This window comes from Halomonas sp. GD1P12, assembly GCF_025725645.1.
GTDB lineage: Bacteria > Pseudomonadota > Gammaproteobacteria > Pseudomonadales > Halomonadaceae > Vreelandella.
Genome location: NZ_CP107007.1, coordinates 2,563,264 through 2,578,827, shown reverse-complemented (window position 1 = coordinate 2,578,827; position 15,564 = coordinate 2,563,264). Strand labels below are relative to the sequence as shown.

The following is a 15,564-nucleotide window of genomic DNA, read 5'->3' as shown; positions in this document are numbered from 1 at the left end:
ATGAAGTGAAGTATCGCCCTGGGTCGCTTTTTTTGCAGCACTATTTGCGTTGAATGTTTCATACGTTGTCTAGAGTTGAATAACGTTTACAGAGCGTTACCCGATAGAGTGCGATTAAAAAAGAAGGATCTAAACTGAAGCTATCGGACCCGTGGTCCTTCGCTGCGCCAGGAGAGCGCCCATGAGCCAAGTGAACTGGAATCATTACCCCTGTCGAGACTTTTTCGACGAGCTCATCGCCGCCCCGGGCCAACCCCGCGCCTCGGCGCTCGAGCTTTGCAACATGCTCGCCCGCTTCAGCGCCGATGAACTCGCCGAGCGCAAGACCGCCGCCGAAATCGCCATTCGTACCATGGGTATTACCTTCACGGTGTATTCCGAAGGCGCGATGATCGACCGCGCCTGGCCCTTCGATATCGTGCCGCGCATCATTTCGGCCAGTGAATGGCGCAAGACCGAGGCCGGGCTCAAGCAGCGCGTGCAGGCGTTGAATCTGTTCATCGACGATCTCTACCACGACCAGAAGGTGGTCAAGGATAAGGTGCTGCCGGCGGAGGTGCTGGCGCAGTCGGTCAATTTTCGCCCGCAGTGTGTGGGCATCAATCCGCCCCATAAGGTGTGGGCCCATATCTGCGGCTCGGACCTGGTGCGTGGGGGCGACGGCACGCTCTACGTGCTGGAGGATAACCTGCGTATTCCTTCCGGCGTCTCCTACATGCTCGAAAACCGCAACGTCACCAAGCGCGTGCTGCCGGAGCTTTTCGCCTCGAACAAGATTCTGCCGGTGGATGACTACGTCGCCCAGCTCTACGACATGCTGGCGGCGATGTCGCCGCGCCCCGGCGACGACCCGCAGGTGGTCGTACTCACCCCGGGTATCTACAACTCCGCCTACTTCGAGCACGCCTACCTCGCCCAGCAGATGGGCGTGGAGCTGGTTCAGGGCAGCGACTTGCTGGTCGACGACAAGGACGTGGTCTACATGCGCACGGTGGAAGGACGTCGCCGAGTGGATGTGATCTATCGTCGAGTCGATGACGAGTTCCTCGACCCGGAGGTCTTCAACCCGGAATCGACGCTCGGCGTGGCCGGACTGATGCGTGCCTGGCGGGCGGGTAACGTGGCGCTGGCCAACGCCCCGGGCGCCGGCGTCGCCGACGACAAGGTAGTCTACGCCTTCGTGCCGGAGCTGATTCGTTACTACCTGGACGAGGAGCCGCTTCTGCCCAACGTACCGAGCTATCTGTGCATGTTCGACAAGGACCGTGACTACGTACTCGAGCATCTGGACGAGCTGGTGGTCAAGCCGGCCAACGAGTCCGGCGGCTACGGCATGCTGATCGGCCCGCGCTCGACCAAAGAGACGCGCGAGGAGTTCGCCGAGCTGATTCGCGCCAATCCGCGCAACTACATGGCGCAGCCAACGCTTGCACTGTCCACCACGCCGACGCTTGCCGGCGGGCTTCCGCAGCCGCGCCACGTCGACCTGCGCCCCTTCATTCTTTCCGGCCCGGACATCCACGTGACCACCGGGGGGCTTACGCGGGTCGCGCTGGTGGAAGGGTCGCTCGTGGTCAACTCTTCCCAGGGCGGGGGGAGCAAGGACACCTGGATCGTCGAGGTCGACGAGCTCGACCCGGCCCACGCCGATCAAAAGGGGGACTGAGCCATGCTGTCACGGGTCGCTGAAAATCTTTACTGGATGGCGCGCTACATCGAGCGCGCCGAGGATACCGCGAGGCTTTTGAGCGTCAACAGCCACCTGATGCTCGACTTGCCGCGCAACCTGCCGCTGGGCTGGGCGCCATTGATCGAAATGACCGGCACGCTCGAGCAGTACCGCGCGCGTTTCGATCACTTCGACGAGCAGGCGGTGGTGCATTTTCTCTGCGCCGATACCGAAAACCCAAGCTCCATTCTTGCCGCGCTTGCCAGCGCCCGCGAGAATCTGCGCACCACCCGCGACGTGGTGCCGCGCGAGATCTGGGAAGAGGTGAATCATCTGTATCTGAGCGTGGCGGATCACGCCGAAAACGGCGTCAGCCCGCGCCGGCGTGACACCTTTTTGAAAAACGTGATTCGAAGCTGTCAGACCCTGACCGGGCTGATCGAAGGCACGCTGAGCTACGGCCCGGCGCGCACCTTCATCCAGCTGGGCCGCCAGCTCGAGCGCGCCGACATGACGACGCGGATTCTCGACGTGCGTTCGGCGAGCCTGCTGCCGCAAAACCCGGAGGAGCTTCTGCCCTTCGAAAACCTGCAGTGGATGAGCGTGCTCAAATCCCTGACCGCCTATCAGATGTATCGCCAGCAGGTTCGCCTGCGCGTGCGTGGCCCGGACGTGCTGCGCTTTCTGCTTCAGGATAGCCATTTGCCGCGAGCGATCGCCTGCAGCCTGGAGATTCTGGCCCACGAGCTTCAGTGGCTGCCGCGCCAGGACCGGGTGGTGGCGACGGTATCGCTGGTGCGCGCGGACGTGGTCGACGCCGACATCCAGGCGCTCGCCCATTCACCGAGCAAGCTGCACGCGTTCGTCGACGAGCTGCAGGTGGGCTTCGCCAAAATCCACGACACGCTCAGCACCACCTACTTCGTCAATAGCGAAGACGTTCCACGCGTCACGCAAAGCCAGTCGCAGAGCAGCTTCAGCGGGGAACAGGATAACGACTAGTCGTCAAGCGGCGCGCTCTCCTTGGTGCCTGCGCGCGCAATCAGCGTGTGCAGGTAGTCGAGCTTTTCACGCACCGGCGGGGCGAGAACCGCCGGGGCCAGATCCAAAAGCCCCATGTCTCGATTGAGTTCGTTCACGGCCTGGCCCACCTGGTGATAGGCCAGCAGCATGCTGTCCAGCGTACCGTCGTACTCGGCGCGGGAGAGGCCGATGTGCAGCGCCGTATCGAGTACCGACACCATATCCAGGTAGTAGGCGAAGCTTTCGGCGAAATCCTCCCAGGCATGCATGGTGGAGTAGGCGGAAATATGGCGCTCGGCCCAGTCTTGCGGCGCACCCTGCTGGTAGTACTGCTCCAACGCTTCACTGTAGGTCGGGTTGTCGTGATCGCCAAAGACCGCCTTGCACGCCTGCTCGTCCTGATCCTTGACCAGTAGATCCCAGTAGTAGTGGCCCACTTCGTGACGGAAATGGCCGATCAGCGTGCGGTGGGATTCGTTCATGTCCACCCGCAGGCGCTCGCGCTCGACCGCGTCCGCCTCTTTGACGTTGATGGTGATCAGCCCGTTGGTATGGCCGGTGTACACCTTCTGCTGGCCCGCCACCGAGCGCCAGAGCCCCTGGTCGGGCAGGGCGTCGGCCATGAACGAAAAGCGCAGCGGCACGTGGCTCTCCTGGGGCGTGGCGCCGTGAGGCAGCTTCAATAGATCCAGCGTGTAGAAAAGCCGCCGTTTGGCCGCCTCCAGCGCGGCCCAGCGCTCGCGGCTGCCCTCGACGCTCAGATCCGGAATCATGTCGTTGTGGCGACAGCAGTCACACAGCGGGTCGCTGCCGAGTACGTCGATACCGGTGGTATCGGCGCTTGAAGTGTGGCTCGTGAAGCCGTTGTCGGATGCCTGATCCATCGGCGCATCCTCTACCGTGGCCGTCACCACCATGCGATTACATACGTTCTCGACGGCGTAGTTGTGGCACTTGGTCAGGTGCGCGTCGCAGCCGGCGGTCGTGCACTGATAGCCGCCCTGCTCGAGCGGGTCGAGCGCCACGATGGCGCGGCACGACGGGCACCAGCCCACCTCAGATTCGCAGGCCACACAGCGCGTATTTTCGAAAAACAGCGGATTACCACAGCCACAGCTAAAGGTCTGCATGAGTACCTCCTGGTAACGACCTTTGACCCTTTTCCCTGCGCCAGGATGACGTCCTTTTACACAGCGCAGAGCACTGCTTGCAAAGCGTACGGCGTACTTCGCAATTAGTGCCTCGCAAAGCAGTACCTCGCAGCATAGTCCGGCCCGCGTAAAGCCGCTACGGCGTGGAGTTGGCCCCACCCGGACGCTCAAGGCCGATTGACGTTTACGTCAACTTGCTGCTATATCTTGGCCGGTACGCTTACCTTCGATAAAGCAATAATAAAAGCCAAGGAGAGACGCTGTGGCTCTACGCGATATCCCCCTGTACATCGATGGCGCCGCCGTCACCTCGCAAAGCAGCGAGTGGCGCGACGTGGTCAACCCGGCGACCCAAGAGGTCGTGGCCCGCGTGCCGTTTTGCACTAATGATGAGGTCGAGCGCGCCATCGAAAGCGCGCAACGGGCTTTTCCCGAGTGGCGTAAAACGCCGCTGAACAAGCGCATGCGCATCATGATGAAGCTCGCCGCGCTGATCCGCGAGCACACCGGTGAGCTTGCCGCGCTGATCACCGAGGAGCACGGCAAGACCCTGCCGGACGCCGAAGGCGAGGTTGGTCGCGGGCTCGAGGTGGTCGAGCACGCCTGTTCGATCACCTCGCTTCAGCTGGGCGAGCTTGCCGAGAACGCGGCCAATGACGTGGATGTCTACACCATGCACCAGCCGCTCGGGGTCGGCGCGGGCATTACCGCGTTCAACTTTCCGATCATGCTGCCGTGCTTCATGTTTCCGCTGGCGATCGCCACCGGCAATACCTTCGTTTTGAAGCCGTCCGAACAGGACCCGAGCTCTACCATGCGCCTGGTCGAGCTCGCCCATGAGGCCGGCGTGCCGCCGGGCGTACTCAACGTGGTGCACGGCGGGCCGGAGGTGGCCAATTTGATCGCCGATCATCCGGGCATCAAGGCGCTGTCGTTCATCGGCTCGTCTCACGTGGGCGGGCTTTTGTACGAGCGCGCGGCGAAGGCGGGCAAGCGTATGCAAGCGATGATGGGGGCGAAAAATCACTGCGTGGTGATGCCCGACGCCAACAAGAGTCAGGCGATCAATAGCTTATTGGGCTCTGCCTTTGGCGCGGCGGGCCAGCGCTGCATGGCCAACTCGGTGGTGGTGCTGGTAGGCGAGGCCCAGGCCTGGCTCGACGAGCTCGTCGAGGGTGCGCGCAACATGCGCGTCGGCCCCGGTACCCAGCGCGACGCGGATCTTGGCCCACTGGTATCGCCCCAGGCAAAAGCGCGGGTCGAAGGGCTGATCGAGCAGGGCGAGCGAGAAGGCGCCGCGCTCAAACTCGACGGGCGCGGTTACGCGGTGGAAGGTTACCCGGAAGGCAATTTCGTCGGGCCGACGCTCTTTTCGGACGTGACCGCAAGGATGCGTATCTATCAGGAAGAGATTTTTGGGCCGGTGCTGTGCGTGGTCAACGTGGCCACATTGGAGGAGGCGATTGCGTTCATCAACGCCAACCCCAATGGCAACGGCACCTCGATCTTCACCAGCTCCGGTTGGGTGGCCCGGCGCTTTGAAACCGATATCGACGTCGGTCAGATCGGCATCAACGTGCCGATTCCGGTGCCGGTGGCGTACTTTAGCTTCACCGGCTCCAGGGGCTCGAAACTCGGCGATCTGGGCCCCAACGGTAAACAGGCGATCGCGTTCTGGACGCAGACCAAGACCGTCACCGCCCGCTGGTTCGAGCCGGAAAATGTCTCCGGCGGTATCAACAGCACCATTGCGCTTGGCTAACGTCTACCGGACAAGACACGCTCAATCGTCTGCCAGCGGAAGACACAGCTCGAAAAGCCGCTCGATCTGATCGAGTTGGCTTTCGTGCAGAACCAGCAGCGTTTTAGCGCTCTGCGCCCCATCCTTTGGTGGGACGAGCAGCGCGAACTCTCCCTCCTCGAGATGAAATTCGTGAATCTCACGCGCGCCCTGCGCCGTTTGGCACAGCGAGCAGCGGTAGCTGTCGTCTTCGCCGTAGACCAGGCGGTGGTACATCTTGAACTGCGTATAAAGCGCCAACCCGCCTTCGAACGCCGTCCAGCGCGCCGGCGCCCGCTCGATGTGAGGCTCCAGAGTGACGCCCTGCTGCCGGGCACGGGTCAGCGCCTCGGCCAGCGGCTCGGCCAGCAGGGCGCCGGCGTTCGAGGCCGCGGGAGGTTGGTCTCCCTGAAAGCCGCTCGCCGCCGCGCGAAAATCGTCGAGCGAGGCCAGGGGGTAGTCGATATGGGCGAGCGCTGCCGGGTCGTCGTTGCCGTTTTCCCAGCCGTGGACGATTCGAAGCGTTACCAACCCGCGGGCGATGGGCCTGGCGAGCAGCACGTAGAGCGCGACCTTGATATGCAGCTCGCGTTCGGGCGTATCGTTGTCGAAGGCACGGTAGGGGTCGGCAAACAGGGCGTGCAGCCGGCCGTGTACATGTTCCTTGGCCTCGGTCTGATTCATGGCGTTTCCTCGCGGTGAGCGTTTGGTCTAAAAGTATGGCTTTTTGACCGGATTGGCATTAATTATTGCCGGTCGCGTTAACCCTTTAATTCAACGTAGACTAAAGTATTCAGCCTTTAGCGCCCGCAGCGGCACGGTTTTAAACGTTTTAAGGAAGACCACGCGATGATTCGCACCATGTTAACCACGCCGGGCAGCGCGCTTTTGGTCGGCGGCGAAGAGCTCATCGAGCAGTGGCGCAGCACCCCGGACAGCCATATCTGGATCGATCTTCAAGGCGAACCCCAGGAGGTCGAGCGCGAACTGCTGGAGCGCTTTGAGTGCCACCCGCTGGCCATTCAGGACGCCCACAAGGATCGCCATCCGCCGAAGATCGAGGAGTTCGAGCACCATACGCTGATCATCTACCGCGGCATTTCGTCGTTCGATGCCGAGCTCAACTTCGTGCCTCAGCAGATCGCGTTTTTCATCGGCGAGCGGTTCTTGATCACGCTGCATCCGGGCGAGGCGATGAGTATCGAGCGGCTTTTCAACGCTCAGGGCCATGCGCTTTTGGCGCAGTCGCCGGAGCGCGCGGCGCTCAGAGTCATGTACACCTCGGCCGGGTATTACAGCGACAGCCTGCTGGAGTTCGAGACTGCGCTGAGCGACCTGGAAGACGCGCTTTTGGAAGACGGCAACGATGTGCTGATGCGCAAGATCATCAGCTACCGCTCAAAGCTGGTCAAAATGCGGCGCATCTTCAGCTACCACAAGGGCATCACTCAGGAGCTGACCGCCTACGACTACGAGCACCTGCCGCGGGATCAAAGCGAAACCCTGCACGCGATCAACGACGTGGCCGAGCGCTTCGAGCGCCTCTACACCCTGACGCAGATGTACTACGACATTTGCGGCGACCTGGTCGACGGCTATATCTCGATCTCCTCGCACCAGCTGAACATCACCATGCGCATACTGACGGTGATCACCGCGATTTTCGTGCCGCTGACCTTTATCGCCGGCATCTACGGCATGAACTTCGAGAACATGCCGGAGCTTGGCTGGCGCTACGGCTACTTCTTCGTCTGGGCGCTGATGCTCTCCATCGCCGGCATGCTGGTGTGGTATTTCCAACGCAAGAAGTGGTTTTGACCTGCGTTAAATAATGGCCCGGCCGGGGGATTGAGCGGGGTGGAAAGTTTGATATGGTCATTCAAACCCACGCAAGCACCGAGACAGGAGACCTTTTATGGTCAACGCGCGCTCAACCGTCCCCGGCACCATGGCCGCGATGCTCTTGACCGGGCACGGCGATGTCGAAAAGCTCGTGTACCGCGAGGGCGTCACGACCCCGCGCCCGGGCCCCGGCCAGGTGCTGGTGCAGGTTACCGCCACGGCCAAGAACAACACCGACCGCAAGGCGCGTGAAGGCCTCTACCCGACAAAGGGCAAGGAGGAAGTGACCTCCTTTGCCATGGGCGGGACGCCGACGCTGACCTTTCCGCGCATTCAGGGCGCGGACGTTGCCGGCCGGGTGGTGGCCGTGGGCGACGGTGTCAGCGAGGCGCGCCTTGGCGAGCGCGGGCTTTTGGATTTCAACCTCTACCCGGACGCCCGCGCCGACATCAACCTGGCGCCGGACTACTACGGCCACGGCGCCGACGGCGGCTTTGCCGAGTACGTTGCCGTCCCTTCCGATCAGTTCTATCACATTTCGAACCCGGCGCTTGCCGACGCCGAGCTCGCCGCCATGGGCATGTGCTCCTATCAGACCGCCTATCACATGATGACCGCCGCCGGCGTGCGCGCGGGTGAGCGCGTGCTGGTCAGCGGCGCCAGCGGCGGCGTGGGCACTGCGCTGATTCAGCTCTGCCGGGTCATCGGCGCAGTGCCCTTCGCCGTTAGCCAGCCGGACAAGGCGCAGGCGCTTTTGGCGCTCGGCGCCGAGGCGGTGATCGACCGAAGCGGTCTCGACGCTTTCGTCGAGCGCGTGCTCGAAGCCACCGGCGGTGCGCCGATCGATGCGGTGATGGATCTGGTCGGTGGCGAGATGACCGACCGGTTCATCGACACCATGATCGCGGACATGAGCACGCGCACCACCTACCCCAGGCTCTCGATCGCCGGCGCCAGCGGCGGTAACGTGAGCGAGATCATGTGGACGCGTATCTATCTCTATCAGGTGCAGATCTTCGGCGTCTCCCACGGCACCCGGGAGGAGGCGGCGAAGCTCATGGCCTGGATCGACAGCGGCGCGCTCAAGCCGGTGCTGCACGCCGCGTTCAAACTCTCGAAGCTTCACGACGCCGAGCGCTACTTCGTCAGCCGCGGCAGCGACTACCTCGGCAAGGTCGTGATCGTGCCCGACGCCCAGTGGGACGCCCACGGGGCGGCCTACGCGCTCGATCGAGAGTTTTGATTTTGAAAGTAACGACGTCGAAGGTAACGACGTCGAAAGCAACGACGTTCGATCACCTCTCTCATGTCTTTACTCACTGACCGGAGCCGCCCGTGAACAATCGCCACACCCTGGAGCTGATGGACACCCACGCCGGCGGCGACGTTAGCCGGATCGTTACCGGCGGCATCGATGCGCTGCCCGGCGACACCGTACGCGCGCAGATGGAGTACCTGCGCGACGACGCCGACGGACTTCGCCGGCTACTTTTGGGTGAACCCTACGGCATTCCCGAGATGTCGGTGGATCTGATCGTGCCCGCCACGCACCCGGAGGCGGCGGCGGGCTACATCATCATGGAGGTGATGGGCTACCCCATCTATTCCGGCTCGAACACGCTGTGTACTGCCACGGCGGTGCTCGAAAGCGGTTTGGTGCCCAAACGCGAAGGCATCCAGCGCTTCAAGCTCGAGGCCCCGGCGGGGCTCGTTCAGATCGAGGCGCTGGTTCGGGACGGTGTGGTGGAGTGGGTCACCTGTGAGGGGCTGCCAAGCTATATCGATACCTACCGCGAGACCATTGCCGTGCCGGGCATCGGCGAGGTGACGTTTTCGATCGCTTACAGCGGCGGCTTCTACGCGCTGGTCGACGCCGAGGCGCTCGGCTTTCGACTGGTGCGCGACGAGGAGGCCGCACTGGCTGCCTGCGCCTACAAGATCGTCGAGGCGATCAAGGCCAAGCGCGGCTTCTCCCACTACACATTGGGCGACGTGGGGCCGCTACCCTTTCTTCACTTCATGGGGCCCGAAGAGCCGGTCGCCGACGACTACGTCCGCTCGCGCTCGACGACCTACGTGCACCCCGGCGTGATTTGCCGAAGCACCACCGGCACCGGCACGTCGGCCAGGCTTGCGCTGATGAACTACGAGGGGCGGCTCAACGTGGGCGACAGGCTCGAGACGGTGTCGCTGCGCGAAACCGGCTTCATCGGCACCTTTACCGGCACGCATCAGGAGGGGGCGTATCAGGTGGTCGAGAACACCATCACCGGGCGCAGCTACGTGCTGGCCGAGTCGCGCATCGTGATCAACTGCGACGACCCCATGGTGGCCTGTGGCGAGCTGCATCACATCCTGAGCGACCGGCATTGCGGCCAGTGAATCGGCCACATCGCCTTTTGCGGTGATCGCCCTGGGTGGGCTCGCAAGCCACCCGGGGCGGGGGCGCTGTAAATACCTCCCTGTACGCTACTTTCGCCTTCCCTGGCGAAAGACCCCCGCCCCGGGTCACTTGCGAGCGCCGGTGTCGTGGCGCGCCACTATCCTTCGAGATCCAAAGCGCGTTAGTGCGACACCTTTCCCCGCAGCGATTTGATCGCGCCCTTGCGCGTCTTGTTGTCCACCCGGCGGCGTTTGGCGCCCTTACTCGGTTTGGTGGGGCGGCGCGCCTTGCGCGGCGTGACCGCCTCGAGAATCAATGCCTTGAGCCGGTGTAGCGCATCTTCCTTGTTGAGCTCCAGCGTGCGGTGGCTTTGGGCCTTGATGATGATCACGCCCTCCTTGCTGATGCGCTGATCCGAGTACGCCATCAGCCGCTCTTTGTAGATCGCCGGCAAGGTCGAGCTTTGGATATCGAAGCGTAGATGCACCGCAGAGGCGACCTTGTTGACATTCTGCCCGCCGGCGCCCTGAGCGCGAATCTGGGTAAGGGTGATCTCCCAGTCCGCAAGCGTCACGTTGTTGGAAAGCGTCAGCATGAAGGCTCCCTGAATCGTTCATTGATATGGGTCCATTGATACAGGTCCATGGATACAGGTCCATTAAAACACAGTCGCTGGGTCGGATTATTCGCGGCTTGCGATCACCTGCTATCTTGAAACGTTTCACGCGATGCGATTTGCGCCGCCGGGGCGCGGGCGTCATCCAGGGAGTCTTACCGAGGAGCATGCAATGCCACACTACGCGATCGATGACAACGAGCTGAGCGCGGGCAAGATCTACCGGCTGCTATCCGGCACCGTTTGCCCGCGGCCGATCGCCTGGGTCGCCACCCGCGACGCCGAGGGCCGGGCCAATCTTGCACCGTTTTCGTTTTTCAACGTCGCCAGCATCGACCCGCCGGTGCTGGCGTTTTCCCCGCTTCTGGACGGCGAGGGCAAGGCCAAGGACACAGTGAACAATCTCGACGCGGTGGGCGAGTGCGTGGTGCACGTCGGCAGCGAAGACCTGATCGAGGCGCTCAACGCCACCAGCGCCACCCTCGAGGCCGGTGAGGACGAGTTCGAACACGCCGGGCTCGAAAAGGCCGACATGCCGGGGCTTAGCGTGCCGCGCATCAAGGCCGCGCCCGTGGCGTTTGGCTGCACACTTTTCGATATCGTACGCTTTGGCGATAGCCCCCTGGCCGGGTCGCTGGTGCTGGCGCGCATCGAGAGTATTTACGTGGACGAGCACATTTGGGACGGCCGCCACGTCGATATGGAAGCGCTCAAGCCCACCGGGCGGCTGGCGGGCAACGACTACGTGCGTATTACCGACCGCTTCGTGATCGAGCGGCCGGGTTGAATTCAGCGTTCGGCGTCGGCATTTACTCATTCATAGCCAAGCACTAGCGCTTGACTCAACATCTTCAGGCAACCCCCAGGGAGGCACCATGACGACACTCGTAGTCGGCGCGAACGGCCAGATCGGCAAGCAGTACTGCCAGCAGGCGCACAGTAACGGCATCGCCGTGAGAGCCATGGTGCGCCGCGAAGACCAGGCAACATGGTTTACCGAGCGCGGCATCGACGTGGTCATCGGCGATCTCGAAGGCGAGATGGCCCACGCCTTCGATGGCTGTAGCGAAGTGGTATTTGCCGCCGGCTCCGGGCCCCACACCGGCCCGGACAAGACGCTGTTGATCGATCTTCACGGCGCGATGCGCACCGTAGACATCGCCAGGGAGAAGGGCCTGAAGCGCTTTTTGATGGTCAGCGCCATTCGCGCCGAGAAGCCGCTGGAAGCCTCGGAAAAAATGCGCCCCTACATGGTCGCCAAGCTCGCCGCCGACCGCTACCTGGAAAATTCCGGGCTGTCCTACGTGATCCTGAAGCCCGGCCCGCTCACCGATGAGGCCCCGACCCATAGGTTTACCGACTCAAAGGAGGACTCCCCGAGCGGTTCGATCACCCGGGCGGATGTCGCCTACGCCCTCGTTCACGTTAGCCAGCACCCGGCGTTCGAGAATCGCTCGGTGACGCTCTTGAACGGTGAGCGCTCCATTGACGAGCTTCTCGGGTAGGCATGGATGAAACTCGACGCCCCGGTCGGGGTGATCAGCGATACCCACGGGCTCTTGCGCGATGAGGCGATGACGCTTCTCGACGGCTGTGGGCTGATCCTGCACCTGGGCGACGTGGGCCATAAACCCGAGGACGCCATGATCCTCGAACGCCTGGAAGCGCTTGCGCCGGTCTACACGGTTCGTGGCAACATCGATACCGCCCAGTGGTCCAAGCGACTGCCGCTGACGGAAAATATCGAGGTCAATGGCTGGCGCCTGCATCTGGTGCATCGGCTTGAGGATTTTGACGAGGCCACCGACTGCGATGCGGTGCTGCACGGCCATTCGCACAAGCCTTTTCACGCATGGCGCCATGGGCGTTTACTGTTCAACCCGGGCGCGGCGGGCAAGCGCCGCTTCAAGCTTCCGCTCACGCTTGGGAAGCTCTGGTGTGGTGAGCATCATTTGCGCCACGCCATTCTTCACCTGCCCGTTTAGCGCCTGGAGTAGACCGATGGCATCATCCGCCTCACTCACCGATGCGGTGCGAACCCTGCTGACAGATACCCCGGCCAGTGCGCTGCCGCTGACCTATCAACAGGTGGCCACTGCCCTTGAATTAAAGCCGCCGCGCACCATTGCCCGGGTCACCCAGGCGCTGGAAGCGCTCATGCATGAAGACGCGGCCAGCGGCCGGCCGTTCATTGCCGCCCTGGTGGTCAGCCGGCGCGACGCCATGCCCGGCCAGGGCTTTTTCGAGCTGGCGCGCACCCTCGAGCGCTTTCCTTTGGATCCTTCTTTACAGCAAGACGCGTACCGCAACGAGTTCGCTCAGGCATTGGCTAACCGCTAGCGGCGCTGCGCCGTGGCGGGTCGCTTTCGAAGGGGTGTCAAAAGCTCGCCAAGGCCGTTGTGGTCGATCTCGTGCATCAGCGCCAGAAGTGTGCCGATCTCACCGCTGGGAAAGCCTTCCCGCGCGAACCAGTTCAAATAAGGCCCCGGCAGGTCGGCGATGAGCCAACCCTGGTATTTGCCGTAGGGCATGGTGTGAGTAACGAGTTTTTCCAGATGTTCCGGGTTCACAGTGCGCTCCGAAGGGGTCGTGGTTGGCCGAGAGGGCCATCGATGGGCAAAAGCTTACTGGGTGTCGGCGCCGGCGGCCAGCATCTCGGCAAGCGCACGGGCGCTGGGCGTGGAGAGCCCGGCGCCGCGGTGCACCAGGCCAATCTCGCGGTAGAAATCCGGCGCAGCCAATTCGATCGCGCGCACGTGATCAGGCCAGTGCGTTAGCGCTTTCGAGGCGGGCAGTAGCGCCACGCCGACCCCGCTTGCCACCAGCGCGACGATGGCATCGAGCTCGTCCACTTCGCACACGTCCTCTACCTGGCAGTGCTGCTCGCGCAAAAAGCGCTCCACCTGGCGCCCGCCAAACGACGTGCGCTCGTAGCGGATGAACGGGTGGCGGGTAAGCAGGGCGCGCCAATCATCGCCTTCGATCCCGGCGGGCACCAGCAGCTGAAACGGCTCCCGCGCCAGGGTGTGCCAGCAAAGGCCGCGGTGCAGTGCGAAAGGCGGGCGAATGATGATCGCCATGTCGAGCTCCCCAATATCTACCTGATCCAGCAGCGCCATGGAAAGCCCGGGTAGCACGCGGGTTTTGCACGCCGGGTGGGTCTGGTGAAAGTGGGCGAGCGTTTGGGGCAGTATCAGCCGCTGCATCGAAGCGATCGCCCCGATGGTCACGGTTTGCGTCTCGGCCCGCTCGCCGGCAAGGCCAAGCTGGCCGTAAAGGGCGATAAGCTCCTGCGCTTGGCTCAGCACTTCCTGGCCCTGGTGGGTCAACTGCGAGTTGCGCCCCTGGCGCTCGAACAGCGCCACCCCCAAATGCTCCTCGAGCCGCTTGATCTGGGCGCTTACACCGGACTGGGTCAGGCCGATCCTTTGTGCGGCGCCGGCGAAAGTGCCCTCCTGAGCCACGGCCAAAAGCGTTCTGAGTTCGCGGATCATTGATCAATCCTTTTTGTGAATCGGCCAAAAAAATATTGATTTTATTTTGGCATAAAGCGGCCTAGCATGGATTTTTCGCGCAACCGACGCACTGATTACCCTTTAGAGGAGCCTGCCATGAGCCTATCTCCCTTTCATCTCGCCATCCCCGTTTATGACGTGCCGCTGGCGCGAGCGTTCTACAACGACGTGTTCGGTCTCGAAGAGGGCCGCTCCAGCGACAACTGGGTAGACTTCAACTTTTTCGGTCACCAGCTGGTCATTCACGGCCATCCGAAAACCCCGGGCCAGGAGAGTGCCCACACCAACCCGGTAGATGGTCACGATGTGCCGGTGCCGCACTTCGGCGTGCTGTTGGAGTGGAGCGAGTGGGAAGCGCTTGCCGAGCGGTTGAAAAGCCAGGGTATCGAGTTCGTCATCGAGCCCTACGTGCGCTTCAAGGGCCAGGTCGGCGAGCAGGCCACCATGTTTTTGCTCGACCCCTGCGGCAATGCCCTCGAGTTCAAGGCGTTCAAGGACAAGAGCCAGATTTTCGCCAAATAGAGCCGCGTTCAGACCTGGCGCTCGCGCTGGCGGTGCGCCAGCGGCGTGTGGCCGAAGTAGCGCTTGTAGTCACGGCTGAACTGGGCGGCGCTGCGATAGCCCACCGCTAGTGCCGCCTGGTTGACGTTATGGCTTTGTCCGGCCAAGAGCGCCTGCGCTTTCAGCAAGCGCAGGCGTTTGACGTACTGACCGGGCGACGTATGGGTGATCTGCTTGAAGTGCTGATGAAACGCCGATCCGGACATGTTCACCCGCCGCGCTAGCGCCTCGACACTGATCTCCTGATCGAAATGATCGTGCAGCGTCGACAGTGCCTGCACGATGCGCCCGTAATGCCCGTGGCCTTGTACCAGCGCGCGCAGCGCCGGGCCTTGCTCGCCTTTGAGTGCCTCGAACACCACCTCGCGAATGCGCGCCGCGCCCATGGCTCGGCACGTTCCCGTATCCCCCAGCGTTTCGGCCAGCCTGATAATCGCGCCCTGCATGGTCGCGCTCATCGCTACCGATGCCATGGGTTGAGGGGGCGGCTCGACCGGCGGAGGTTGGCCCATGGCGTTGGTCAGTTCGCCCAAAAGCGCCGGGTCGAGCTTGATCGACACGCCCAGCAGTGGCGCTTCGACGCTTGCGTGGGTTTCGCACTCGAAGGGCAGTGGCAGCGTTTGTACCAGATACTGGCCCGGGTCGTAATGGATTTCCCGGTCGCCCAGATAGCCTGTTTTTCGCCCCTGGGCGATCACGATCAGGCTGGGCTCGTACATCAGCGGCGTGCGCGGCTGATGACGGCCCAGGTATAAAAGTGATACCTGCTCCAGCGGCGTGGCGTTGAAGCCATCATGGCGTATCAGCGCGGCAACGAGCGCCGACAGCGGCGTCGAGGTATGAAAAGGAGTGACCATGAAAGGTCTCCAGGCAGGCAATATTCAAAATATTGTGCCATTTTTGGCCGCTTTATTGTTACTTGATCACGCAGTTATGGAGAAACGAGCAAAAACGACGTAGCTTCCTGCATCGTAAAACGCCGCCCAGGGGTCGATAATCAGCACTCACGATTGACCCTATCAGG

At 62.5% G+C, this 15,564-nt stretch carries 17 protein-coding genes; 11 read left to right on the top strand and 6 right to left on the bottom strand.

Features of this window, described 5'->3' with window-relative positions:
- Window positions 1-181: 181 nt before the first annotated feature.
- On the top strand, window positions 182-1,666 hold the full coding sequence (locus tag OCT39_RS11855) for a circularly permuted type 2 ATP-grasp protein (RefSeq protein WP_263584670.1): 1,485 nt from the start codon (window positions 182-184) through the stop codon (window positions 1,664-1,666).
- Between the two features lie 3 nt (window positions 1,667-1,669).
- Window positions 1,670-2,671 (top strand): alpha-E domain-containing protein, encoded by a 1,002-nt coding sequence (locus tag OCT39_RS11850; protein WP_263584669.1) that lies wholly within the window; start codon window positions 1,670-1,672, stop codon window positions 2,669-2,671.
- Here the strand turns inward: OCT39_RS11850 and OCT39_RS11845 are convergent.
- Window positions 2,668-3,822, bottom strand: coding sequence for a putative zinc-binding metallopeptidase (locus OCT39_RS11845; protein WP_263584668.1), 1,155 nt, complete (start codon window positions 3,820-3,822; stop codon window positions 2,668-2,670). The two genes, OCT39_RS11850 and OCT39_RS11845, sit on opposite strands and share 4 nt — an antisense overlap.
- Before the next feature lie 283 nt (window positions 3,823-4,105).
- On the opposite strand from OCT39_RS11845, the gene OCT39_RS11840 reads away from it, so the two are divergent.
- On the top strand, window positions 4,106-5,605 hold the full coding sequence (locus OCT39_RS11840) for a CoA-acylating methylmalonate-semialdehyde dehydrogenase (protein ID WP_263584667.1): 1,500 nt from the start codon (window positions 4,106-4,108) through the stop codon (window positions 5,603-5,605).
- Window positions 5,606-5,626: 21 nt separating this feature from the next.
- Here the strand turns inward: OCT39_RS11840 and OCT39_RS11835 are convergent, their stop codons facing one another.
- Window positions 5,627-6,307 (bottom strand): hypothetical protein, encoded by a 681-nt coding sequence (locus OCT39_RS11835; protein ID WP_263584666.1) that lies wholly within the window; start codon window positions 6,305-6,307, stop codon window positions 5,627-5,629.
- Window positions 6,308-6,472: 165 nt separating this feature from the next.
- Between OCT39_RS11835 and corA the strand changes: the two genes are divergently transcribed.
- The 3 genes from corA to OCT39_RS11820 all read left to right on the top strand — a co-directional run bounded on the left by corA (window position 6,473) and on the right by OCT39_RS11820 (window position 9,847).
- Complete coding sequence (gene corA, locus OCT39_RS11830) at window positions 6,473-7,441, top strand: magnesium/cobalt transporter CorA (protein WP_263584665.1); 969 nt, start codon at window positions 6,473-6,475, stop codon at window positions 7,439-7,441.
- Window positions 7,442-7,538: 97 nt separating this feature from the next.
- Window positions 7,539-8,708 (top strand): alcohol dehydrogenase catalytic domain-containing protein, encoded by a 1,170-nt coding sequence (locus OCT39_RS11825; protein WP_263584664.1) that lies wholly within the window; start codon window positions 7,539-7,541, stop codon window positions 8,706-8,708.
- 92 nt (window positions 8,709-8,800) lie between these two features.
- The gene (locus tag OCT39_RS11820) at window positions 8,801-9,847 is read left to right on the top strand and encodes a proline racemase family protein (protein ID WP_263584663.1); all 1,047 of its coding nucleotides are present in this window, start codon (window positions 8,801-8,803) and stop codon (window positions 9,845-9,847) included.
- Between the two features lie 182 nt (window positions 9,848-10,029).
- Here the strand turns inward: OCT39_RS11820 and arfB are convergent, their stop codons facing one another.
- Window positions 10,030-10,443, bottom strand: a complete 414-nt coding sequence (gene arfB, locus OCT39_RS11815; protein ID WP_263584662.1) for an alternative ribosome rescue aminoacyl-tRNA hydrolase ArfB — start codon at window positions 10,441-10,443, stop codon at window positions 10,030-10,032.
- A gap of 193 nt (window positions 10,444-10,636) precedes the next feature.
- Here arfB and OCT39_RS11810 point away from each other — a divergent pair, with 193 nt between their 5' ends.
- From OCT39_RS11810 to OCT39_RS11795, 4 genes are all read left to right on the top strand, one after another.
- On the top strand, window positions 10,637-11,251 hold the full coding sequence (locus OCT39_RS11810; protein WP_263584661.1) for a flavin reductase family protein: 615 nt from the start codon (window positions 10,637-10,639) through the stop codon (window positions 11,249-11,251).
- Between the two features lie 88 nt (window positions 11,252-11,339).
- Window positions 11,340-11,969 (top strand): SDR family oxidoreductase, encoded by a 630-nt coding sequence (locus tag OCT39_RS11805; protein WP_263584660.1) that lies wholly within the window; start codon window positions 11,340-11,342, stop codon window positions 11,967-11,969.
- A gap of 6 nt (window positions 11,970-11,975) precedes the next feature.
- Window positions 11,976-12,449 (top strand): metallophosphoesterase family protein, encoded by a 474-nt coding sequence (locus tag OCT39_RS11800; RefSeq protein WP_263584659.1) that lies wholly within the window; start codon window positions 11,976-11,978, stop codon window positions 12,447-12,449.
- A gap of 16 nt (window positions 12,450-12,465) precedes the next feature.
- Window positions 12,466-12,804: a hypothetical protein gene (locus tag OCT39_RS11795; protein WP_263584658.1), complete on the top strand. Its 339-nt coding sequence runs from the start codon at window positions 12,466-12,468 to the stop codon at window positions 12,802-12,804.
- On the opposite strand, the gene OCT39_RS11790 is transcribed toward OCT39_RS11795, so the two are convergent.
- Together OCT39_RS11790 and OCT39_RS11785 are read right to left on the bottom strand one after the other, a co-directional pair.
- Window positions 12,801-13,034 carry a DUF3820 family protein gene (locus OCT39_RS11790; RefSeq protein WP_263584657.1) on the bottom strand — a complete coding sequence of 78 codons (234 nt, stop codon included), beginning with the start codon at window positions 13,032-13,034 and terminating at the stop codon, window positions 12,801-12,803. The two genes, OCT39_RS11795 and OCT39_RS11790, sit on opposite strands and share 4 nt — an antisense overlap.
- Before the next feature lie 54 nt (window positions 13,035-13,088).
- The gene (locus tag OCT39_RS11785; RefSeq protein WP_263584656.1) at window positions 13,089-13,958 is read right to left on the bottom strand and encodes a LysR family transcriptional regulator; all 870 of its coding nucleotides are present in this window, start codon (window positions 13,956-13,958) and stop codon (window positions 13,089-13,091) included.
- Between the two features lie 117 nt (window positions 13,959-14,075).
- Between OCT39_RS11785 and OCT39_RS11780 the strand changes: the two genes are divergently transcribed.
- Window positions 14,076-14,501 (top strand): VOC family protein, encoded by a 426-nt coding sequence (locus OCT39_RS11780; RefSeq protein ID WP_263584655.1) that lies wholly within the window; start codon window positions 14,076-14,078, stop codon window positions 14,499-14,501.
- A gap of 8 nt (window positions 14,502-14,509) precedes the next feature.
- Here OCT39_RS11780 and OCT39_RS11775 read toward each other — a convergent pair whose 3' ends face one another.
- Window positions 14,510-15,397: an AraC family transcriptional regulator gene (locus tag OCT39_RS11775; RefSeq protein WP_263584654.1), complete on the bottom strand. Its 888-nt coding sequence runs from the start codon at window positions 15,395-15,397 to the stop codon at window positions 14,510-14,512.
- Window positions 15,398-15,564: the final 167 nt, after the last annotated feature.